We start from the raw sequence: 25,296 nt of genomic DNA on the forward strand, positions 1-25,296 counted from the left end.
TTTATTTTACACCTAAATAGAATTCTGTCATCTGTACAGTTCTTATCATTGTTTTCAATGTCATCACCACAGCTTGTAAATGACAATCCAGCAAATACGAATGTGATAAAAAAGAATACTAATTTGTTCTTTTTCATAATTTTTAAATTAATGTGGTTAAAAAAGATAGTTCCACTAAAAGGTGTCACTACTATGTATGACTTTCTCGATATTCTTTAGGCGATTGATTATAGCGTTTGGTAAATTCTTTGTAAAAATGAGATCTTGTAGTAAATCCTGTACTATACATTATCTCTTGGATTGTGAGATTTGTTTTTAATATCAATTGGGCAGCATATGTGATACGTTGTTCTTTTATAAAATCTTTAGGAGGAAGAAGTTCCAGATCCTTAAATTTACGATAAAGGCTTCTCATACTTACTCGCAGGTTATCAGCCAGATCCTCGGGGCTAAATTCAATATTATTGATATTTTTTTCTATAATATCTATGGCTGAATTAACAAAAATACGATCTTCTTTGGTTAATAACTGTCCATTGAGATAATCGTAGGCGCTGAGCGAACTGTTATAGTACTTTTTAAGGTTTTTCTCTTTTTCGATCAATTGTTTAATAACGGTTTTCAGGTATTGTGTATCGAAGGGTTTGGATATATAGGCATCAGCCCCTGATTCTATTCCGCTTATCTTATCATTAATTGCAGATTTGGCAGAAAGAATTATAAGAGGAATGTGCATAGTATGTGGATTACCCTTTATTTTTTTCGTTAGCGATATGCCATCATAGTTTGGCATCATGACATCTGTTATAATAAGGTCGGGTGCCATATCTGTCAGCTTACTGAATCCCTCGTTTCCATCTTTTGCAATTAAAATATTATAGTCGTCGCAAAGTATATCTTTCAATAAAGAGAGAACAGCTTCATTATCATCGATAACTAATATTGATGGACGTTTTTTCGAATTATGACAGGGATTATCAACTTCTGCCTTATTTTCTTCCAGTGTAAACAGATTCTTATTTTGTTTATTTGGATCATCCTTATTGACAATATTCTTTTCCTGTCCGGTTTGTTCCGTTCTTTCAGTTTTAGATAGATTAGCTGCTGGTAATCTTACTATAAACTCGGCATATTTTCCCACCTCGCTTTTTACTTCTATATTTCCACCCAGCAGGTCAACCATACTTTTGCATATTGCTAAACCTAATCCGTTTCTGGAAGAAAGTCCTTTTATAGAATTCGTTTCCACATCATCCAGAACAGAATATCTGTTGAAAATATAAGGAATGTCTTTTTTATCTATTCCTTTTCCGGTATTGTATATTTTCAGAACCAGTTCTTCCTTTTCGGTATAAACCGTTACATTTATAAATCCGTTTTCAAGAGTATATTTAAAAGCATTTGAGATCAGATTGTTCAATATTTTTGTTATACAATTTTGATCTAAATTCCATATTATTGTAGAAGCAATATTGAGACAGAAATTAATATGGTTTTCTTCAGCAAGGTCAGTAAACGATTCGGCAATTTCAGAACAGATGTTATTTATATTGCAACTTTCAATCTTACAAATTTTATTCCCGGTTTCTATACGGCGAAAATCAATTATCTCCTGGATCAGATTATTTAGCTTTTCGGCATTCGATTTTATAGTCCATGCGTATTTTTTGACAAAAGAGTCACTTCCTTCGTAGTTAAGTATGCGTTCGCTGGGTGTATATATCAAGGTTAGAGGTGTGCAGAACTCGTGTGTTATATTTGTGAAAAAGCGGAGCTTGTTTTCATACATTTCCTCTTTGTATTTCTGGGCGAGTAGCTGCTCTATTTTCATATTCTTTCTCTCATACTTCTTTTTTATATACCGGTATAGCAGAATAAGCAAACAAATAGAAGCTATCCCGTACAAGAATTTTGCATATATACTCAAATACCAGGGAGGTAGAATTATGATATTTAAATTCGCTATTTGACTGTCACTTGTATTTGCTCCGTAATATTTTACTCTTAATACATATTTGCCCGGAGGAATATTGGTAAACTGTGCTTCACAGGAATTTGCGTCCATCCACACTTCACTGAAATGATCCAGTTTATATGAATATTTCCCATTCATTCCATTAATGAAGTCATTTGCTATAAATGAAACAGTAAAGAAATTTTGATTGTATTTGAGTTGCAGGTGACTTTGCTTTCCTTTGTCGACAAGAAAATCATTAATGTTAAATTCTTCATTAAAAACCCGGAGACGTGTAAAATAAACCGGAGGTGTAAAGTACTTGTTCGTTTTTTCTTCATGTTTAATCCATACGACACCGTCGATGCCACCAAAAAAATACCTCGACTGTTGCTCATCTTTAAAATAAGCATTATCGCTAAACTCTATTACTTTTAAACCCGTCCTTTGATTGAAACTTCTGAATGTTTTTTCAGACGGATCGAATAATGTAATTCCTGCATTGGTGCTCAACCATAGTTTTCCGTCATAGTCTTCTAGTATTCCATGAATTGTATTATTGGGTAATCCATTACTTTCATTAAAATTCTGATAATCAAATTTGCCATTCGGCAGTATTTTTACATTGTTTATACCGTAGCTGGATCCAAACCAATTGTTCCCTTTTTTATCTAAACAGATACTCAATATATCATTCATCGGGGCAATACCTTTTTCGTCAAACGTAACAAGCCTGTAGCTTCCATTACTACAATTAAGACGAATAGCACCGTTTCCCCGCATCGCAAGCCACATAATTGAATCGTTCTCTTGTCTGATTGAGAAAATTTGATTAAATCTTTGCTTATTTTTTATATCAAACTCATATTTGCGAATATTCTCAACTTCCAGTCTATTCCTGCGTTTTTGGATATTAACCTTAAGCAAAGCGTGTGATGAAGCGACCCAAAGAATAGAATCACAAGTTTCTAATAAGCTATGCACTCCGACAAAACCAATGGGATTATTATTCGTAAGACGATGAATTTTTTTATCTTCATAAGAGTAATAATCAAGGAACGGGCCGTTTGATCCTATCCAGAGAACATTATTGCCCTGGCTCATTTCAAATGCGAAAACAGCGTCATTACTTAATCCATTTTCGTTAGTCAGATGCTCTACATTCGATCTGTTATATTCCTGGGCATTGTCATAATTTTTTATTTTGATGATCCCATTTCCTTTTGTCCCAAGCCACAGGTCATTATAACGGTCGGTGTAGATGGCACGTATTGGCCTTTGTTTGTTTATGGATAGCTCTTCCAGATTGATTCCGTTGAATACATATTCTTCTTTCATACAGGCATATACACCTTGCCCGTCGGTGCCAACCCATATTATATCCTGAGTATCGTCTTTTAATAAAGAGAAAACGCCGCAATTGACAGGCATCTTTTCCGCTTCATATTCCTTTTTGTGATTGAGCTTTATTAATCCGCTTATCCTGAATGCAATAAGGATGTCGAGATCATCAAATATGATAGAAGTAATGTCTCCATATTCTGCAATTGCAGAATATATATTTCTTATATATTTCCTCTCATCAGGTCTGACTACGAATAGATCTCCTTTTTTATCAACAATAATTAAGCTTCCTTTGTCATAAAAAGTATAGACAATAGCTTCCTGATGTTTGAAGGTTTCAACTTTGGATAACTTTGGCTTAGAGTTGTTCCACCAGTCAATGGTAAACTGTTTAATTATACCATTATGTGTAATCCAGATTTTATTATCCTGGTCGATTATAAAATTCCTGCAGTTATTGTATGCTTCAGGCTCGGGAAAGGATATTTCATTAAACTCATTTTCTATAAAGTCATAATAATATAGTTTCCCAGTTTGTGTCATAATGAAAAGATTACCTTTACTATCGCTCGTAATAAAGCAGTCTTCTCTGAATTCATTGAAGTGGGCTTCGACTTTGTCGCTCTTTTTAGAATATTTATCTAAACCTGATTTAGTTATAATCCATAAATAGTCATTTTTCGATTCTACTATTTTTCTGATTACATTTCCCGAAAGGCTATATTTATTATTAATGCTGGGTTTGTATATCTTTATGTCGGTACCATTATACTTGTTTAGTCCGTCATAAGTACCTATCCATAGATAACGTTCGGCATCCTGGAATAAGCATATAACAGCACTGTTAGACAGCCCATCTCTACTATTAATATGACGGATATTATAAGCACCAAGATAAATGGAGGAGCTGAAGAATGAAAATAATAGTATTATTATCCGGATGTGCTTCATCTGCTTTACTATTAGAATTTAAGTAAATCTTTACAAAGAAAAGTAATCATATTTTTAAATGCATACTTTTGGCCTGGAAAAATGTCTTTATTTCCGCCAAAATAGTCCTTCATGTTAAAATCGTGAGAAAGAGGATATGTTTGGCAGAAATGAGAATGTCGATTTTGTAAGATCAATCTACATTTGCCAAGACATTAAAGTACCATAATATTTTTAATACGAATGAAAAAAACGCTATTAATCTTTATTCTCTTTTTTACTACAATTACTTTTTTTGCGCAAGAAGTGCTGAAAGAGCGTACTTATAATTACATTCTGACTTCGGTCGACGGGCATGCAGGGAAGTTTGTCTGGAAGATGAAAAAGGCAGATGAATTGAATGTCCGGGCAGAAGACATTTCGACAAGCAATATAAACTCAACCAACTGGTTGCCAGCCATAGTCCCGGGAACAGTGTTGAATTCACTTGTGTATAATAAAGTATATCCTGAGCCATATTATGGACTGAACAACAAGCTGGAATCAAATTTAATTCCTGATTTGTATCATGTTGGTCGGGATTTTTATACATATTGGTTTCGTACGGAGTTTAATCTCGATAAAAACCAGCTCATAAATAAAAAGGTTTGGATGCAGGTTGATGGTATTAACTATCGTGCGGAAATATGGCTTAATGGAAGTATGATAGGTAATATTTCAGGTATGTTTGTGCAAAACCAGATTAATATTACCGATAATGTAGTTTATGACAAAGAGAATGTTCTTGCAGTAAAGGTATATCCTATTGATACTCCGGGGACGATTAAACCTAAAGGAGGAAAATCTTTTGGCGCAACCGGAGAATTTCAAAATGGAGGAAATGGTGAAATAGGTAAAAACGTAACACAGTTGATGACTGTAGGCTGGGATTTCACTTTTCTGGATGGTATAAGAGACCGGAATACCGGAATATGGAAAGATATTTCAATTTTCACGACAGGGAAAACAATATTACGTCATCCATTTGTAAAATCTGAATTGGAAAAGCCGGAGTATAATGTCTCAAGACAAACTATTTCGGTAGAAGTAGCTTTTCCTAATTATCTCCAGCAGAACCGGCGGCAGAAAGTAAAAGTGATAGGCGAAATGAAAGGAGAAAATATCAGGTTCGAAAAAGAGATTTCGATGTTCAGGGAAGAGGTAAGCGAAGTGGTGTTTACACCCGAAGAGTATCCTCAACTCATCATAAATAATCCGCGGTTGTGGTGGCCTGTGAATAAAGGGAAGCAGGAATTATATGATTTGGTATTAAAAACGGAAATCGACGGGGAAATAACAGACTCCATCTCCACACGCTTTGGAATAAGGGAAATAACCTCTACAACAGATACTCCTGATAAGTCCAGAACATTCTATATCAATGGTAAGCCCTTATTTATCAGGGGAACGAACTGGTTGCCCGAAAATATGCTTCGCACATCAAACGAACGGACTTATGCCGAACTAAGATATTCAGCCCAATCGGGAATAAACCTCATACGTTTTTGGGGAGGAGGCATAACAGAATCCGATTATTTCTTCCAGTTGTGCGATGAACTGGGAATACTGGTCTGGCAAGAGTTTTGGATGACCGGCGATACCAAACATCCCGGAGATTTAGGTTTATATTTATCAAATGTAGCCTCTACCGTGAAAAGAATTCGCAATCATGCGAGCCTTGCATATTACGTATCCTCAAATGAGAGCAGTGAAATGCCCTACACAAGATCTTTGATTAACTATTTGGATGGTACACGGGGATATCAGATGGAATCGGAAAGCGAAGGAATACACGATGGCAGTCCCTACAAACAGGTAAATATTATGGCGCACTATGAAAATACAGCGTCGGACAGGGGGAGCCGTGTTGACGGATTCAACCCTGAATATGGTGCACCGTGCCTTCCTACGGTTGAATGCTTGCGTGAAATGATGGATGAAAAAGACTTGTGGCCTATCAATAAGGAGGTATGGGATTACTCTGATGGAAATGGTTTCCACCTCATGTCGTCTATGTATACCGATATGACCAATGAATACGGGTTATCCAATAATATAGATGAGTTTGCGATGAAAGGGCAATTTGTAGGAGCCTTCAACTACAAGAGTATATGGGAAGTATGGAATTATAATAAACTGAACTATGGAGATCGCTATACATCCGGATTCTTGTATTGGTACCACAATTCGCCTATACGTCAAGTATGCGGACGTATGTGGGACTGGTCGTTGGAACCGACAGCCGCATTGTATGCCGCACAAAACGCATGCGAACCATTGCACCCTCAGTTCGACTATCTGAAAAATACAGTGTCAATTGTAAATGATTATTACCAATCATTTAATGACTATAAGGTTACGGCAGATGTATATGATTTGAATATGAGAAAAATATTTTCAAAACAGGCTTCTGTCAATCTGCCCGAAGACGGAGTGGTTAATGATGTTTTCAGGATTGATTTTCCGGATAATATTACCTCTGTGCAATTTATCAAACTAAGACTGTTTGATGATAAAAACCGACAAGTGGGAAGTAACTTTTATTGGCGTTCGAATAACAAATATGAAGGTCGTAAAACTCTTACCGGGCCTACTACGGCAGGATTTCAGGATATAAATAGACTTGCAAAGACTAAAGTTGCTGTAAAATATACAACATCAGTAAAAGAAGGGAAGCACTTTATCGATCTCAATTTGAAAAACACGGGGAAAACCCTTTCTTTTTTCACTCAGGTACAATGGCTCGACGGTAAAGGTAATCCTGTACGCCCTTCGTTCTATACAAACAATTTTATGAGTTTGCTACCCGGAGAGACAGAGCAGATAAAAATAGAAACAGATATGAGCAATCTTCCCGAAAATGAGTATCATTTGGTAATCAAGGGATTTAATATAGAAAGACAAGAATTCAAAGTAAGACTAAGGTAAATATAGATCTACTTCAATGTTTCTTTAAGTCCAGAAATAAATTCCATGAAAAGATATTATTGTTTTTTATGTATATCTGTTGTTGTTCTTCTATTCAGTTCGTGTATAAGGGCGAAACAAACAGAACCGGAACAACCAGACAAGTTGCCCGAATGGGCATTAGGTGAGTTTGTTCGTCCCGGAATAGACTCTCCTGTTATTTCGCCGGATACCATAAACGAGTTTTATTGCCCAATGCGTAAGAACAAGGTTAAATGGGAGGAAAGCGATACATTCAATCCTGGGGCGATTGTCAAAGATGGTAAAATAGTAGTATTATACCGGGCAGAAGATAATTCGGGACAAGGTATCGGAAAACGCACTTCCCGTATTGGTTATGCCGAAAGCAGAGATGGCATTACGATGGAAAGGAGAAAGACTCCTGTCATGTTTCCAGATGATAAATTTAAAGATCTCGAATATCCCGGAGGATGCGAAGACCCTCGGGTAGCAATGACCGAAGACGGATTATATGTGGCTTTTTATACAGCGTGGAATCGTAAAATTGCCCGTTTAGCGGTAGCTACTTCAAGAGATCTTGTAAACTGGGAAAAGCATGGGTTGGCTTTTGGAAAAGCATATAAGGGGCGGTTCGAAGAGCTGTTTTGTAAATCGGCATCGATACTTACAACAATAAAGAATGATAAGATTGTTATTGAAAAAATCAATGGAAAATACTTTATGTATTGGGGTGAACGGGCGATACATGCCGCTACCTCTGACGATTTGATCAATTGGGAACCTGTGTTGGACGATAATAATCAGCTGAAAATAATAGCACAGCCTCGCGACGGACATTTCGATAGCCTGTTTACAGAGTGTGGCCCGCCGGCTTTACTTACCGGTAAGGGGATTGTCTTGCTGTATAACGGAAAAAACGGGAAAAAAGATGGAAAAGGAGATCCCGGTTATCCATCAGGGGCATATTGTGCCGGACAGATATTGTTAGATGCCAAAGATCCATTCAAAGTATTGGACAGATTAGATAAGCCTTTTTTCTATCCGGAAGCTTCGTATGAAAAGAGCGGGCAATATGTACAAGGAACGGTATTCATACAAGGTTTGGCCTATCTCCATGGAAAATTATATCTCTATTATGGATGTGCCGATTCACAAATCGGAGTAGCAATATGTGATTATAAGAATAAATAAACAGTTTCTTAAAATAAAATTAATAACCCGATAAAACTATCTCGATAATAAACAGAATATTAAGTTTAATCAAAAAAATTATAATCAAAATTCAGTATCATGAGTAAAAAACTATTTTTCTTATTTTTTTTATTACCATTTCAATTCTTAGTCGCGCAGGATAACGTGTTGACCAATTTCCCTAAAGGTTCTACTCCTGAAGAAATTGGAAAACGTTTAGCATATCATTTCGTGGGAGCCAGGCATGATCTCTATGCCGGAAGATATATCCATTATGCCGAAGTATGCAGTTGGACAGGTGCACTCGGTTATGCTGTTCAGGTAAAAGATCAGGAACTTACTAAACTCTTAATAAACAGATTTGAACCTTTGTTTGGTAGAGAAAAAACTTTGTTGCCGCCGATGAACCATGTCGATTACAATATGTTCGGAGGTTTGCCTCTGCAACTTTATCAAATAACAAAAGATAAACGATACCGGGATATGGGAATGGCATATGCCGATAGCCAGTGGGAACTACCGGAAAATGCGAAAATGGAAGAAAGACATTGGTCAGAAAAAGGACATTCATGGCAAACGCGTTTGTGGATTGATGATATGTATATGATAACCTTTGTGCAGGCGCAGGCTTATAAAGTAACAGGAGACTCCAAATATCTCGACCGCGCTGCCGAGGAGATGGTACTCTATCTGGAAGAGATACAACGTCCCAACGGCCTTTTCTATCATGCACCGGATGTTCCCTACTATTGGGCACGTGGAGCCGGCTGGATGGCTGTAGGTATGACCGATATATTGCGCTATTTGCCTCAAGATCATAAAGATCGTTCGCGTATAATGAAAGGTTATCACGCCATGATGGAAAGCTTGCTAAAATATCAGGGTGCAAATGGAATGTGGAATCAGTTGATTGATAAATCTGATTGTTGGGCCGAAACATCCGGTTCTGCTATGTTCACCTATGCATTTATTGTAGGAGTGAAACAAGGATGGTTAGATGCCGCAAAATATGCTCCGGCCGCACGAAAAGCATGGTTGGCATTAGTTACATATATTGATGAGCGTAACAATGTAACAGAGGTTTGTGTTGGTACCGGTAAAAAGAATGACAAACAGTATTATTACGATCGTCCACGCCTTGCAGGAGACTTTCACGGGCAGGCTCCTTACTTGTGGTGCACTGTTGCTCTTATGGAAAAATAAGGTTAGCAGACCTTTTCTAAAGTATTTTTTTCTGCGCAGACAATTTGACTCTTTTTCCTGCGCAAGGTATACATAGAATAAAAAGAAATTTTAATGAAACGATTATCTGTCTTATTGTTTTTTGTCCTTTCTATCGCATATAACACCTATGCCTCCGATTACGATATTGTAATAGTAGGCGGTACTCCTGCTGGAATTACGACAGCTATTGCAGCAGCTCGAGAAGGTAAGAATTGCCTTATTCTGGAGAGAACGGAACATATTGGAGGGCTTCCGGTCAATGGGCTTGGAGCAACCGATATTGGCACTCGGGGGGCAACAACAGGATTGTTCGGTCAATTGGTAGCATTAAATAAGGCATATTATGCAGAGCGGTATGGAGCTGAATCTGTTCAGGTTCGCCATTGTAGCGATGGATATCACTTTGAGCCTCACGTAGCTGCTAATACGTTTGACCGGATGATTGCACAAGCAGGCCCCGGTAAAATAGATATACTAACGTCCCGTCAATTTGATTCTGATCCTCGTTATGTGATTAAGATGGGAGATAAGATCGAATCTATTCGTATTCTCAATAGATTAACGGGCAAAGAGGAATTTTATAAGGCAAAAATATTTATAGATGCAACTTATGAAGGAGATCTGGGTGCCGCAGCGGGAGTCCCATACAAATTAGGTCGTGAAGCTGCGGATGAATATAACGAACCATGTGCCGGCAAAATCTATCGTTGGTGGAAACATGGCCCTGACGAAGCCGGGACAACATATCAGGGTGATAATGCAATACAGGCATATAACTATCGTCTGTGCCTGACGAATAATCCCGATAATCGCATGCCAATACCTAAGCCAAAGGACTATAGCAGGGAAGAATTTGTCTCGCTGATCGACGATGTGCTGACCGGACGCAATACCGACATACTTTTTAGCCGTGTGGACAAAACTAAAATAGAGGAGAACAGAAGGAATATTTTAGCAGGAAAAAGTACATCTATACAAGGAGATCCTTGGGGAATACGGAAGCTGAGCAGCATGACTCAATTACCTAATGGAAAGGTTGATGCCAACAACCAACATCTGGCTCTTATATCTACCGACTTACCCGAAGAGAATTGGCCTTGGCCTACCTCCGGATGGGATTGGCGCGATCGTTTTGCCGACAGGCTCAGATCATATACGATCGGATTATTATGGTTTGCCCAAAATGATGAAGAATTACCTCTGCATTTTCGCGAAGCGTGTCGCGAGTGGGGATTTGCCAAAGATGAATATCTTGATAATGATGGATTTCCACGTCAGGTTTATGTTCGTGAAGGCAGACGTCTCGAAGGGACATATTTTTTTACGGCCAATGATGCTCTTCCTTTAAGAGAAGGAGGACGTCCGCCTGTTCATTCTGTATCTGTTACTGCCAGCCACTATGCATTAGATTCGCATGCAGTACGCAAACGTGAGCCTGGACGTGTACATCTTGATGGTTTTTTTAGTCATCCTTCGTCTGTTTATACAGTTCCATATGGTGTAATGGTACCGAAAATAATAGATAATCTGCTCTTTCCCGTAGCCGTATCTGGCAGCCATGTTGGTTTTTCTACTCTGCGGATGGAACCTTGCTGGATGGCACTCGGAGAAGCGGCGGGCATAGCGGCGGCATTGGCGATAGATAATTCGCAAAGAGTAAGGGATATTCCGACTAATATTCTCCAGGAAAAACTGCTAAACTATGGCGCTACTTTAATTTATTTCAAGGATATAAAGAGTACCGATGTCGATTTTGTTACAGTTCAGCGATTGGCATTGAGAGGGTTTTTCCCGGATTGGGAAGCACGTCTCGATGAAGTGGTAAATGAAAATACGGCTACTTTGTGGAGTAAACTTAGCGGGAAACAGCTTGTGAGTGGAGGGAAGACTAAAAGGGAAATAATCAGGTCAGTTTTATCCGATCTAAAGGAATAATATTCGATGATGAATATCAAGGAAATTGATAGTGAGCCCTATTCGCTGACTACAATTATAACTTTTGGAATATATGTAATCTGTTATATGATAATTAAAACAACTATAAGTTAAACTTAAATCTTATTGTATGATATCAAAAATTAAGTTTTGCATGCTGATGTTGTGCAGCATGTTCCTATGCATTTGTGCAAATGCACAAACAGGAAATAAGAATATCACAGGCGTGGTTCTTGATGGTAATCAGGAAGCTGTGATAGGAGCAACAGTTGCAGTGAAAGGTACCACTTTAGGTACAATGACTGATGTAGATGGTGTATTCAAGTTAAATGTTCCGGCGAAAGGGACACTTGTAATATCTTTTCTTGGATACGCTACTAAAGAGGTTCAGATAACAGCAAATTCCGAGTATAGAATTACAATAGAAGAAAACTCTTTGAACTTGGATGAAGTTGTGGTGGTAGGATACGGAACCATGAGAAAAAAAGACCTGACAGGCTCTATCGTCCAGATTCGTCCTGATAATATTGCAATCGAAAACCCGAAAACGGTTCAGGATATTTTGCGGGGAACTCCCGGCTTGAAAGTCGGTTTCGATTCGTCGGCTAAGGGAGGGGGAACATTAGAGATACGCGGGCAGCGTTCGGTTTATACTTCAGGAAATCACAACAGCCCATTGCTTGTCCTTGATGGAATGATTTTTTACGGAGAACTATCGGAGATCAATCCTGATGATATCGGTCAAATAGACATTCTGAAAGATGCTTCGGCCGCGGCGATTTACGGAGCGAAGGCTGCTAATGGTGTTATCATCATTACTACAAAGAAAGGACAGCAGGGAAAACCTACTATAAATGTAACAACTAATTTTGGCTGGTCACAATTAACCGCAAACAGGGAAAGATGGAATCCGGAAGACTATATGCAGCATCTTCAGGATTGGCTGGTGAAGAGTACTTATGGGGTAAATCCGCTGACAGGAGTTTATGAAGCATATCAAACCGGAGCAAATGCTTCACAGCCCGGATATCATATGAATCCCAACAAATTGCCATCGAATGTCTCTATCGAAGACTGGCGTGCTTATACAGTCAATGATGGCAATGAATCCGATTTAAGTATATGGGCTAAACGATTAGGACTTAAAGGCAATGCTTTGGAAAACTATCTTGCCGGCAAAACTGTAGATTGGAAGGATCATGCATTCAGGGTAGGCTTCAATCAGGATTACAATGCAAGCGTAAGTGGAGCCGGAGAGAAAGCTAATTACTATTTTTCGATGGGTTATTTAAAAAATCAGGGTGTGCTGAGAAGTGATGATTATCAGGCTGTACGTGCCAACATGAAAGTAGATATGGAGGTTACCAAATGGCTTCAGATTGGTGCCAATGTAAATTTTCAGGACAGATCGGATGGTAATGTGGACTTAACATTGGGAAGCCTGTTAGAAAATAGTCCTTATGCTGACTATGCCGACGAAAACGGTAATCCCGTACAGTATCCTCTGGACGATAATTTCAGTAGGAGGGGGTACAACTATGATTTTCAGAAACAATATCTGGAACTGGAGAGAGGTTATACGGTGCTAAACAGTATATTTAATGCGAAAGTAAAACTTCCGTTCAATATTACATACTCATTTAATGCCGCGCCGCGCTACCAGTTCTACTATAACCGTTATTTCATGTCGGCAGATCTGCCAAACTCTACAGCAAGTGATCGAGGTGTGGATCGTGAGCATACAAAGCGTTTTGATTGGTCACTTAACAATACCATCAATTGGGATTACGTTTTCGATAAAAAGCATCATGTAGTACTCACACTTGTACAGGAGGCTGAGGAACGTCAATATTGGAGTGACGTCATCAAAGCCCGCAATATTTTACCATCAGATGCTCTGGGTTTTCATAATACACAGAATGGGAGCAAAGAAGATAGTTCTTTTTCTACTTCAGACAGTTATGAAACAGGAGATGCTTTGTTGGCCCGCTTATTTTATTCTTTCGACGATCGCTATATGGTTACTGCTTCTGTACGCAGGGACGGGTATTCTGCTTTTGGTTCATCCAATCCATATGCCACTTTCCCTTCAATTGCAACAGCATGGACATTTACGAATGAGAAGTTTTTCAAATGGCAGGAGATTATGAATTACGGTAAATTACGCTTCTCTTATGGGAAGAATGGCAACCGGTCATTATCCAGCCCTTATTTAGCACTGGCTAACCTTTCTGCCGGAGGGGGAAAAATGCATGGCTATATCGACAAAGATGGAGAACAGGTGCTTTATCGTTACTTGATGGTGGACAGGATGGCAAATCCGGCTTTACAGTGGGAAAAAACCGAGTCATGGAATTTTGGACTCGATTTTGGCTTTCTCAACAATCGTTTGTCTGGAAATATAGAGTATTATCAAATGAAAACACACGATATGATTATGACCCGGCGTCTGCCCGAATTTACCGGGTTTGCTGATATTACTACCAATCTGGGGCAAGTCAATAATAGCGGTATAGAAATTTCGATAAATACACTGAACATAGATAATGAAGATTTTAAGTGGACTACCTCTCTTGGTTTTTCATATAACAAAAATGAGATTAAGCATCTTTATTACGACTATCAGAATGGAACAGAAATGGATGATAAAACAAATGGATGGTTTATAGGACAACCTGTCAGTGCTATTTGGAACTATCGTGTTACAGGTATTTGGCAAAAAAACGAGGTGGAAGAAGCTGCAAAGTACGGACAAAGACCTGGAGATCCGAAAGTTGCCAACCTCTACACCGCTGATGACAAAGTAAACGATGACGGGTCTGTTACCCCTGTATATAATAACAATGATAAAGAGATACTTGGGCAAACAAGCCCGCCTTATCATTGGTCTTTACGTAACGAGTTTACATTGTGGAAAGATCTTACTGTCTCGTTCAATATCTACTCTTATATGGGACACAAAAGCTTATCGACTAATTATCTGAACGATGATGATAATGGCGCCCGTTTAGCTAATGGAATAGTAAATCTTCCGGGGAAGGAGTATTGGACGATTGACAATCCGACCAATGAATATGCCCGTATTGATGCGGTAGGACCAACAGGAGCTGTGGCTCCGGGTAAAATATATGATCGTTCGTTTATTCGTCTGGAAAATATTTCAATAGGATATGTATTACCTAAAAAATGGACTTTAAAATATGACCTGGAGCGTGTCAAAGTATTTGGTTCTGTCCGTAATGTTGCCACATGGGAAAAAGAATGGGAATATGGTGATCCTGAAACCGAAACCTGGGCATCACGCATCTATACATTGGGAGTGAACTTAACTTTTTAACATCTAATAAAAGGAATTATGAAAACGATGATACAAAAAATGAATTATAGATGCCTTTCCTTACTTATTGGCATCATCATCTTGCTAAGTGGATGTTCAGACGACTTTCTGAAACCTGATCCTGTATCTATTTACGAACCTTCCGAGACATTTTCTACCGAGGCTGGATTGATGTCTGTTATGGCATTTTGCGACCGTCATATGAAATTATATTATGCGGCAGATCATGGCGAAATAGTACCTATGGGAACCGAATATATCTTTTCCGATTTAATGGTTGCTTCAGCGACCGATAGAGCTAAAATGCTTTGTGATATGGCCAATGCGCTTACTCCTACCAGTATAGGCATAACTGATGATAAAGGTGAAAACAGATTATTCAACTCATTGCTGCAGACCAATAGTATCTGGCACTTTTGGCACGAAACCTATTATATCATTATGCAGGCTAACACAATCATCCAATATGTAGATGGGGTAGAGTCTTTGGACGAGGCCACCAAGAATATGTATAAGGGCAGGGCATATTTTCATCGTGCCTTTCGCTACCTGAATCTGGTGTTTCAGTTTGGCGATGTACCATTGATCACAAAGGTTACGGAAGTACCTAAGCAGAATTACCGTAGTACCAAGCGGGATGCCATTCTGGAAATGATAACCCAGGATATGGAGTTTGCCGTGGAATGGGTGCCTGACCAGAAAGATATGAACCTGATAGGCATGGTGAATAAAGGAGCCTGTCGTATGTTGCTGGCCAAATGCTATCTGGCATTAGGTGAATATGGCAAAGCAAAAGAGCAGACAGATATATTGATAGATCAGTCAGGCTATTCGTTAATGCAAAACAGTTTTGGGACATTTAATGAAGGAGGAGAGCCTGAAACATGGCCTATTACCCGTAATATAATCTGGGATTTGCATCGTGCAGAGAACAAACTTATTCCTGCTAATAAAGAGGTTATTTTAGGCATAGTAAACCGTGGTTCGGATCAGGAAGCATTTGTTAAAATGGTTACAATGCGTATTTTGTATCCCTTCCTTTTTAACGACCAGGTACAAACAAAGGATGGCAAACGGGCATTGTTAAATACAATTCGGACCAGTAGCAGTTATAATAAGCAATATGACTATGCGCAGGCAATGGGACGTGGAGTCTCTACATTCCGTCCCACTTATTTCCAATCTCATACACTATGGAAGGTTAATGGCAGGATGGATGCTACAGACTTGCGTCACAGTTCAACGAATGGGAACTGGGTGCGTATGGAAGATTATAAGGTAAATAATCCGGCATCTTCCGAGTTTGGAAAACCTCTTTCTCTTTACGATGATAACGGAAAACTGTTGTGTAGCGACACTATCCGTCGTTGGTACGATGTCCCGCATTATAAGTTTTATCTGGATGACCCTGTAAATAAAGCAAAAATGAGTTCTGACGGTATTCAGGGAGCTACTACCGGAGGTAATGCAGACTGGTATCTTTACCGTTTGGCTGAGGCATATTTACTGCGGGCCGAAGCTAAATTTTACTTAGGTGATGCCACCGGAGCAGCTGATGATGTAAATGAAGTGAGGAAAAGAGCGCAATGTACTGAACTCTACAATGGTACTGTTACCATTGGAGATATAATGGACGAACGCGCCCGTGAGTTGTATTGGGAAGAATGGCGTAATGTAGAGTTGACCCGTGTGTCATTGTGTCTTGCCCGTAGTGGTAAACCTGATGAATGGGGTAATACCTACAGCCTCGATAATTTTGATAAACAGGAGGGTACGGATCCTAATGGCGGAAGCTATTGGTATCAGCGTGTTACCAAGTATGGTATGTATAACAAAGGCCCTATAAGTATCACCGCTACCGGCAACAACAATCCTAATTATACTATGGATAAAAAGAATATTTACTGGCCGATCTTTGATGCCTCTATCACAGCCAACAGCAAAGGGAAACTGGCTCAGAATTATGGATATGACGGTTATGATCCTGCTACTCCTAAATGGCAAACCTGGCAGGAAGCAGTAGCAGATGAAGATAAAACAGAATAAGATTGTTGTCTATTCGGGATAAGAATTAGGATAGGTTTAGGGTTAAGTGTGAATGAAGGAGTCTCAAAATGGGATTCCTTCATTTTTTATGGACCTATACAAATCCGTAGCAGATAAAGGCGGTTTTAAAAATAAATATCAAAGCTCGTCCAGTTATTTTTCGAGTCAAGATCGAATTTGCAATTGTGATTTAGCAGTACTTCCCTGACAAACATCAAACCTATACCTTGCCCTTCTGTTTTGGTGGTAAAAAACGGAGTGAAGAGTTTATGGCGAACTTCTTCTGTTATATCGCATCCGTCATTCATTACTGTAATGGATAAGGGATTACCACGTGTGATTATCTTTATTATCCCATCTTTATCAATCGCTTCATAGGCATTTTTTACAATATTCACCAGCACTTGTTCAAATTGAATACTGTCTATGCTGACCGGCTCTATAGGCTCTGCCAGTTCTAATTCTAGTCTGATATTCCTTCGTTGGCACTCTATCCTTGTCAAAGCATCGACAGAACGCGCTAGTTCGTTCAGATCTGCATCTCCCAGAGCTGGTTCTGGTATCTTGACTACTTCTGCAAAATTACTTATAAAGCGGCCTAAGTGCCTGCTACGCTCGTAAGAAGCATCTACAGCCGGTATCACATCTGTTAACTCCTTATATTCGTTTTGCCGCAATATATCCGATATTACATTCAGTGTAGCGCCAATCGCCCCTACGGAGTTATTCACTTCATGTGCCATCATGCGGATAATGCCCTCATATGATTTCTTCTCTATTTTGAGAAGCTCATGTGTTAGTTCCTCAATTAAAATAAAGGGGTGGGAAAATCCTCTGTCCAGAAAAAATGAACGTACACAACGATACATGGTAATTCCCGAACTGCGGATCACAATATCTTCTTCCGGTTTTAATGCAGCTAATTCAGTAGCGATACTGATACCGGAATCAGTCAGTTTCGTACCAATTACTTCAGATAGGTTGGTTATATTCAATAAGCGCATTCCCGCAGGATTGATACCAGTTATGTGTTCATCAAAATCCAGTATTATAACGCCTTGAGGAGAAGCATTGATAAGCAGATCGAGAAAATGATTCTTTTCCCTTACCTGCAAACGTTCATCTTTCAACTGATCCATCATTCTGTTGAAAACCGCAATCAGTTCGTTCGCTTCGCTGCTCGATGTTGGTCTTATGCGGGTTGAGAAGTCCTGGTTCTTGATCAGTTCCATGCCGTCCTGAATGATCTGGTACGGTTTGATCAATCTGTAATAGAGGTTAAGGAAAAGAAATATGGATAATATACCGATCCCTTCTATTATAAGGAATATATATAAGTTGGTATTAAAAAATAAAGTACCTATATACAAGATACTTCCAAATACCAAAACAGCAAGTATCCAAAAGATGATCTTTGATTTCATATTATACTATTCGTATTTTATACCATACTTCTCCAGTCTCCTGTATAAAGTTTGTCTGGTCAGGCCCAAGGCTGTAGCTACTTTCGAATGATTGCCGCTATATAATTCCATAGCTTTGATTATCATATTCTTCTCCAGTTCATCCAGAGGATAAACCGAATCTGAAGATATAGATGAATTTCCGGGAATCTCTATATATTGCCCCTTAAAGTCATCATAGCCAATCACCTGCTTACCGGAAACCAATATAACCCTGTCAACCAGATTCTTCAATTCCCTTATATTCCCGGGATATGACAATTTTTTAAGAAAAGATATGGCTTCAGATGTGATCTCGATATTGCCTAGTCCGTTAATCTCTGCTTGTTTCCTCGCAAAATAATCAACAAGAAGCGGTATATCATCAATCCGTTCGCGTAATGCCGGAACCCTGATCGTAATCAAGTTGATACGGTAGAATAAGTCTTCCCTGAAAGTCCCTTTAACAACCATGTCTGCCAGATTCCGGTTAGTTGCGCTGATAACCCTTACGTCGGCTTGTTTTTGCTTGCTGTCTCCTAACGATTCGAACGTCTTGTCCTGTAAAATCCTTAGTAATTTCACCTGGCAGGCTGCATCCAGATCGCCTATCTCGTCCAGAAAGATAGAACCTTTATTCGCCAGTTCGAAACGTCCTACCCTGTCGTAATGGGCATCTGTGAAAGCACCCTTTTTGTGGCCGAACATTTCACTTTCGAACAAAGACTGGGATATGCCACCGAGATTTACTTTTATAAAGGGGTTTTTACTTCTGTTACTGTTCTCGTGTATGGCTTCAGCAATCAGTTCCTTACCTGTTCCACTTTCTCCGGTAATCAGTACGGAAGCATCTGTTCTGGCTATACGCGATATCGTATTGAATACATTCTGTAACAAGGGTGACTTACCTATGATCTTATCAAAATGAATGTCGTTTTCCTGATAACCGGAGGTAATATTGCTGTTTTCCTTATTGTTCTGCAATTGTAAAGCTGTTTGTATGGTATTCAACAAAGCCATATTATTCCATGGCTTTGTGACAAAATCGAACGCTCCGGCCTGAATGCCTTTTACCGCCAGACTAATAGAGCCCCATGCTGTTATCAGGATAACAGGTGTATTGGGACAATATATTTTTACTTGTTTCAGTAGTGTCAACCCTTCTTCACCGCTGGTTCCCTTCGTGTAATTCATGTCCATCAATATAAGTTCAGGAACAGTATCCTTCACAAAATTGATGGCCTCTTTAGGAGAAGAAACACTGGCCGTCTCATATCCTGCACGTTTGAATACCAATATCAAAGATGAGCGTATAGCTGCATCATCATCACATATCAATAACATAAATATATCCTTTCAACAAATAAAGTTAACCATTTACCTATAATTAAAGCGAATCAGTAGTCGAAAAGTTGACAAAGTTGACACATATTTACAGTTAACAGTCAACAGTTATCAGTTAACAAAGGATTTCCACACTTCTGATTTTTAAATAAAAACTCTGTGTGACTCCGTTTACTCTGTGGTTTAACTAAAACCTGACAAACCTTACATATTTTGCTCTTATTATCTTTCATCTTTAAATTCTAAAATTACTGAATTTTAAAATCAACATAGTATAGATAAATAAGTTTTTAATTAATGATATTATCGTAGCTTACAGCCAGATCTTCCTTATTTATAAAATCATATAGCGTAAGACTGCGTATCTGGTAATAGTATGACCATAAAAGATACATTTGTTCTATATAATTTCTTCTGGCCTCATCTTTTGACGACTGGGAATCGTTCAGATTTAATACATCAATTTTTCCTAAGACGAAAGCTTCGATAGAAGTATTATAACGTTTTTGGGCTACTTCATCAGTTACTTTAGCCAGTTCCAGTTGTTTCGACTGACTATTGAAATTCTGCACCCGGAGATACACATTCTGATTAAAGTCCATCTGATCTTTTTCTACCTTGGCCTTCTCTACATCTCTGTTGGCTTCTGCTATTTTCACCTTTCCTTTACCACGTCCCCAGTCTAAGATTGGTATTGAGATTCCCACATTCACAATCTGGTTATTGCGCCAGTTATTACTGTTAAAAGCTCTGGAGAAGGTATCGTCTTGCCCCGACATACCAAACGATACAAAAAGTTTAGCATTCCAGCGATCCGCTTTTGCCTGGCTTATATCCCGGTCAGCCTCCAGCATCCGCCTTTGTATAGTCTGGGTAAAAGCATTGTTCTGGCGGGCCAGTGAAATAACCTCCGGATAAGATAAAACAGGCAGGGTTTCAGAAAATATATCCGGAATTACCGGCCTTATGACTACATCTTCGCCATATCCCAGATAAGAGCGTAACTGAAACATACGGGAATTGAACGATGCTTGGGCGTCGGTCATATACGATTCCGATTTTAATAAAGATACTTTGAGCTGCAATAGGTCATTCTCTGATATCTGCCCTATTTTTCTTTTAGCTTCGGCTATAGTATATAATTTTTCCGAATTCTTTAGATTCTGGTATGCTATCTCCAGGTTTATTTGCCCTACCAGTAGATTGAAATAATATGTAATAGTTTGATTAGATACACTTTCCATATCAGCCGTCAGCTTTCGTTTTGCTTCATTATATTTTACAGGTTCAATTTTTTGTAACCATTTCACCCGGTTGAAACCGAAAATAGGCTGTTCTAATGTAACAGACGCAGGTATAGCCATATAACGTGTCGTGTTATTATCCCCGTATTGCTGTAACCGTTGCAGGCTGCTTTCTACCGAGATAGAACCTCCTGTCAAAGGAATATTTTGTGAGATCGATAAGGAGGCGTCCATCTGGCTGTAATCATTACTTACATATGTGTAACTACCGTCAGAATTCTGAAATGCATTATAAGACTTGGAATAATAGGGTAGAGTAGTACTTAATGTAGCCAAAGGCAACAATTCGGACTTATAGGTACGGTATTCCCAATAACTGGACTTGTATTGGTTCCGTGCAACCACGGCATCCACAGAGATTGTTCTGCTGCGCCCGATGGCATCCACCAGACTGACAACAAGGGTATCCTGTGCCACCAGCCCGGCGGTAATGCCGGAAAGAAAGAGTATAATAATAAAAAGCTTTTTCATAATGTTCATACATAAAATTTCGGTTACTCGTCACGTAATGCTTCTGCCGGTGCAATTTTTGATGCCCTGTTTGCGGGATACCATACGGCGATAATGGAAATGATAAACAAAAAAGAAAATGTTAATCCATAGTTTATTAAATGTTGTATGGCGGCCACGGATTCCTCCCCCCTGGCAGGCACCGGAACATTTATCATTTTCACAATATCTCCGATGGCTATATTTACGCAAACAATGCTGGCAATAATACTTGCAAGGAATAATAACATGAAGGTTTCAGCTATAAACATTTTTTTTACATTTGCCTTACTGGCTCCTAATGCCAGTCGTAAGCCTATTTCGCTACGTCTCGATTGTATTCTGAACCAGAATGTTCCGATTACACCTAAAAAGATATTTATAACTAAAAATATAGTAATTGAATAAATACTTTTAAAGTTGTCGCCATAGCCTGACCAGCCAAGATATTCCTCTTTGGCTTTAGAAATAGGTTCAATTCCAGATAAGTAATAATATCCGAGTTGTAGCTGGCTACGCATATCTTCGGCAAACCGTTCCCTGAAATTTTTATCAGCTTCGGGCTTTACCCGTATACATAATTCCCGGTAGCCGGCTATAGATTGGCTCCATCTTTTTATCGGACTGTACATTATGGGTTCATAAGGTTCGTAGTCTATGCGTTTGTTCCTTTCGGCTACTCCGATGACCTTCCGGGCAGATTCTTCTGCTCCTATCAGCTCCACTTTTTCCGGATTCTTATCTGCAAACAGGTTATCATTGTTTGCGCTAATAATCACCGGATTGTCAGTTGCGATATTTTCCCAGTTGAAGGCTGTGCCATGTATTAATTTTATTTTAAATACATCGAAAAAACCTGGTGTGACAGACTTTATACGGAACCCGAAATTTACCGAATCAACATTCATGCTGGTTGATGAATATGAACCTGTATAAGGATAGGCCTGATTTGAAAAACTTATTGCTTCTATGGCCGGATATTTTTCTATACGATCATATATAGTCCATATATCTTCTGTAATTTGCTCCTTGGCTTCGGCATCAGAAGAAGATAATATTTTTCTGCCCTCGTCTTTCATACTTATGTTTATACGATATGTATGGTTTATATCAAAACCCTTAGGTTCAAGCAAACCTTTCAGTGTGAAAGACATATAGTCCATGCAGAACCATAATATGCAAAAGACAACAACGAGTTCCAGCAGAATCCAGGCATTTATTTTGCGCTCATTCCATATTGTTTTAAAAATATGCTTTATCATGGTTATCGGGTATTTTTATTAATAGAATCTACAATTAATGTTCTTGCGGCTCTGTATGCCGGTATTCCGGCCGAGATCAGGTTCAATAGCAGGCATACTACAAACACAGTGACGAATACAGGTAATGAAATAAAGGTTTCGAGAGGAAGAGAAGCCGTAGATCCTACACCTAATAGCCATTCCTTTAGCCAGACGACTACAATGTACGACAAGCCAAGACCTATAATGCCGCCAATAAGTGATGTTATAAGGTTTTCGAACAGTACCTGTATTAATATTACATAGCGTTTAGCTCCAAAAGCCTTTCTCACACCTATTTCTTCGATGCGTTTTTTCATCTGCGACATGCTGAAGCTAGACAGGTTGATAGCGGGTACCAGTAAGAATACACATAATATGAATATTGTCTTACGAGTTTCTCCCTTCATATCTGGTTCCAGGTTCGAAACATTCAATATATTCGTTTTGTGGTCGTATGGACCCAAAAGGGTAAGATTCCATTGGGTATCCACTGTATTGTGCCTCCGTTCAGCAGCGCGAACTTCTCCGGCTATTGTTTCAAAGTCTTTTTTGTCTTTTGCCAGAAGATAAATAGAGTAACTACTCTTTTCATAATCAGCATTAGAGGTGTAGGGAATATAAATTTCGGCATAAGCATGTTTAAATACCTGAGATACGTCTTTTATAATTCCGGTAATTGTATATGGATGGTAATCTATATATATGATCTTTCCCAAAGCATCTTCATTACCATAAAGCATCTTTGCTGTATTCTCCGTAATGACTGCTTTTCTCAGGCCTGCGGTAAAATCCTCCTGTGTAAACGGTCTGCCTTTGATAAAAGAAAAAGACATGAGTTTCCAGAAGTTTGCATCCACCGATATTGCCTTAAACTCCTTTATGTCAGCTTCATTTTCAGCCGTTGCTACCTGGCTTTTTTCCCAGGATCCTTTGACTAATGTAATAAATTCCGGGATTTTCATATCAGACAGATACTCCTTATATATATTGTAACCGATACCATAATTGGAGTTCATCGAATCATTATTTTTACCTTTTTTTATTTCAAATTTCATATACATAGTCCGGTCACGATTTATTTCGGGAGCAATGTTCATATTCTGTATAGATTTTGAAACGATTATTACCATAATCATCATAATAGCCAGAGCTGTACCGATAATGGTTATTAAGCTGATAAACTTATTCTGTTTCAGCATTTCTATGGCTTGTTTGAAATATATTTTATACATAGTCGTTGATGTTTTTATTTTATTCTTCATGAAGAGCCATCGCAGGTTGTATTCCTGATGCCCTGTTTGCCGGATTCCATACTGCTATAACCACAATAAAGGATATGAAAATAAAGGTGATGATATAGTTGATTATATACTGGTTTATACTCATCAGGTCACCTCCTCTTTCAGGAATAGGGACACCTATATCTTTCAATATATCGGCAAAGGAGATATTTATGCAAATAAATGCAGCAAGTATACTGGAGATGAACAGAAGTGATAATGCCTCAAAAATGAACAGTTGTTTGATATTTTTTTTTGAGGAACCTAATGCTATGCGCAATCCTATCTCGCTGCGTCTCGATTGTATACGGAACCAGAAGCTACCAATAACAATAAGAAAAATATTGGCCAAAAGAAACAGGGATATGGCATAAACACTCTTTAGGTTCCCGTCATAACCTCTTCTTTCCAGATAGTTTTCCCTGTTTTCTTTTATTGGTATTACCGAGGAAAGGTAAAAGGGGTGGATATCCAGCTGCGCATCCATATCCTGAACAAATTGTCCGGCAAAATTCTTATCTGCATCGGGTTTTACCCTTACACTTAAGTCGCTCATTTCTATGGTCATCGGGTTTTGCCTTTTTAAAGGGGTGTATACAACGCACTTATAATCATCAAATTCGCTGAATTTCTTTCTGTCGGCAACTCCTGATACTTTAAATGTTCCGGCTCTTTGCTGTATTTCTTTTAAGTTCTGTGGAATTTTCTGAGCAAAAAGCCCATCATGGTCTGCGCTTATTACAGCATAATTAAGTGCAGCATCGTCCCATGTGAAAAATAGGCCTGAGAGTTTTTTTATCTTAAAAACGTCAAAGTATTCAGGACTTACAAAATTTTCTGAAACGTCTTGTTCTACCGAATCAATCATATATTGAGTACTAGTTCTCATTCCGTAAGGGGTTGCAAATGTGGAAATAGTTACGGCCTCGATTGCCGGATGCCTTTTTACCCTGTCATAAATAGTCCAGAAGTTATTGTATATCTGATCTTTTTGAATAGAATCGCCTGAATATAACATATTTGCCTCATCATCTTTGATCCCCAGTTCTATATTATAAGTATGTTCTATATCAAAGCCGAGAGGCTGTAGATAACGCTTAGCCATAAAGTACAGATAGTCGACGCAGAACCAAAGTATACAGAAAGCAAGGGTGAGTTCCAGTAATATCCAGAAATTAATCTTACGATCCGACCATATTATTTTTAATATATTCATTATCATCGCT

13 protein-coding genes are annotated in these 25,296 nt (G+C 38.7%); 6 read left to right on the forward strand and 7 right to left on the reverse strand.

Going from position 1 to position 25,296, the window contains the following annotated elements; translation table 11 throughout:
• Window positions 1-190: 190 nt before the first annotated feature.
• Complete coding sequence (locus GGR21_RS07215) at window positions 191-4,249, reverse strand: hybrid sensor histidine kinase/response regulator transcription factor (protein ID WP_183306527.1); 4,059 nt, start codon at window positions 4,247-4,249, stop codon at window positions 191-193.
• Window positions 4,250-4,471: 222 nt separating this feature from the next.
• On the opposite strand from GGR21_RS07215, the gene GGR21_RS07220 reads away from it, so the two are divergent.
• The 6 genes from GGR21_RS07220 (at window position 4,472) to GGR21_RS07245 (ending at window position 16,928) form a co-directional block, all read left to right on the forward strand.
• Window positions 4,472-7,195, forward strand: coding sequence for a glycoside hydrolase family 2 protein (locus GGR21_RS07220; protein WP_183306528.1), 2,724 nt, complete (start codon window positions 4,472-4,474; stop codon window positions 7,193-7,195).
• A 45-nt stretch (window positions 7,196-7,240) separates the two neighbouring features.
• The gene (locus GGR21_RS07225) at window positions 7,241-8,386 is read left to right on the forward strand and encodes a glycoside hydrolase family 130 protein (RefSeq protein ID WP_183306529.1); all 1,146 of its coding nucleotides are present in this window, start codon (window positions 7,241-7,243) and stop codon (window positions 8,384-8,386) included.
• A 99-nt stretch (window positions 8,387-8,485) separates the two neighbouring features.
• The gene (locus GGR21_RS07230) at window positions 8,486-9,589 is read left to right on the forward strand and encodes a glycoside hydrolase family 88/105 protein (protein ID WP_183306530.1); all 1,104 of its coding nucleotides are present in this window, start codon (window positions 8,486-8,488) and stop codon (window positions 9,587-9,589) included.
• 93 nt (window positions 9,590-9,682) lie between these two features.
• Window positions 9,683-11,545: an FAD-dependent oxidoreductase gene (locus tag GGR21_RS07235; RefSeq protein WP_183306531.1), complete on the forward strand. Its 1,863-nt coding sequence runs from the start codon at window positions 9,683-9,685 to the stop codon at window positions 11,543-11,545.
• Between the two features lie 130 nt (window positions 11,546-11,675).
• Window positions 11,676-14,882 (forward strand): SusC/RagA family TonB-linked outer membrane protein, encoded by a 3,207-nt coding sequence (locus tag GGR21_RS07240; RefSeq protein WP_183306532.1) that lies wholly within the window; start codon window positions 11,676-11,678, stop codon window positions 14,880-14,882.
• Window positions 14,883-14,900: 18 nt separating this feature from the next.
• Window positions 14,901-16,928 (forward strand): RagB/SusD family nutrient uptake outer membrane protein, encoded by a 2,028-nt coding sequence (locus GGR21_RS07245; RefSeq protein ID WP_183306533.1) that lies wholly within the window; start codon window positions 14,901-14,903, stop codon window positions 16,926-16,928.
• Between the two features lie 125 nt (window positions 16,929-17,053).
• Here the strand turns inward: GGR21_RS07245 and GGR21_RS07250 are convergent, their stop codons facing one another.
• From GGR21_RS07250 to GGR21_RS07275, 6 genes are all read right to left on the reverse strand, one after another.
• Complete coding sequence (locus GGR21_RS07250; protein WP_183306534.1) at window positions 17,054-18,352, reverse strand: sensor histidine kinase; 1,299 nt, start codon at window positions 18,350-18,352, stop codon at window positions 17,054-17,056.
• A 6-nt stretch (window positions 18,353-18,358) separates the two neighbouring features.
• Window positions 18,359-19,714, reverse strand: coding sequence for a sigma-54-dependent transcriptional regulator (locus GGR21_RS07255; RefSeq protein WP_183306535.1), 1,356 nt, complete (start codon window positions 19,712-19,714; stop codon window positions 18,359-18,361).
• 290 nt (window positions 19,715-20,004) lie between these two features.
• Window positions 20,005-21,489, reverse strand: coding sequence for a TolC family protein (locus GGR21_RS07260; protein ID WP_183306536.1), 1,485 nt, complete (start codon window positions 21,487-21,489; stop codon window positions 20,005-20,007).
• A gap of 23 nt (window positions 21,490-21,512) precedes the next feature.
• Window positions 21,513-22,769 (reverse strand): ABC transporter permease, encoded by a 1,257-nt coding sequence (locus tag GGR21_RS07265; RefSeq protein ID WP_183306537.1) that lies wholly within the window; start codon window positions 22,767-22,769, stop codon window positions 21,513-21,515.
• Between the two features lie 2 nt (window positions 22,770-22,771).
• Window positions 22,772-24,022, reverse strand: a complete 1,251-nt coding sequence (locus GGR21_RS07270) for an ABC transporter permease (RefSeq protein ID WP_183306538.1) — start codon at window positions 24,020-24,022, stop codon at window positions 22,772-22,774.
• 19 nt (window positions 24,023-24,041) lie between these two features.
• Entirely contained in the window at window positions 24,042-25,292 is a 1,251-nt protein-coding gene (locus tag GGR21_RS07275) for an ABC transporter permease (protein ID WP_183306539.1), read from the reverse strand.
• Window positions 25,293-25,296 lie beyond the last annotated feature (4 nt).

It is taken from the genome of Dysgonomonas hofstadii, assembly GCF_014196915.1.
Lineage (GTDB): Bacteria > Bacteroidota > Bacteroidia > Bacteroidales > Dysgonomonadaceae > Dysgonomonas > Dysgonomonas hofstadii.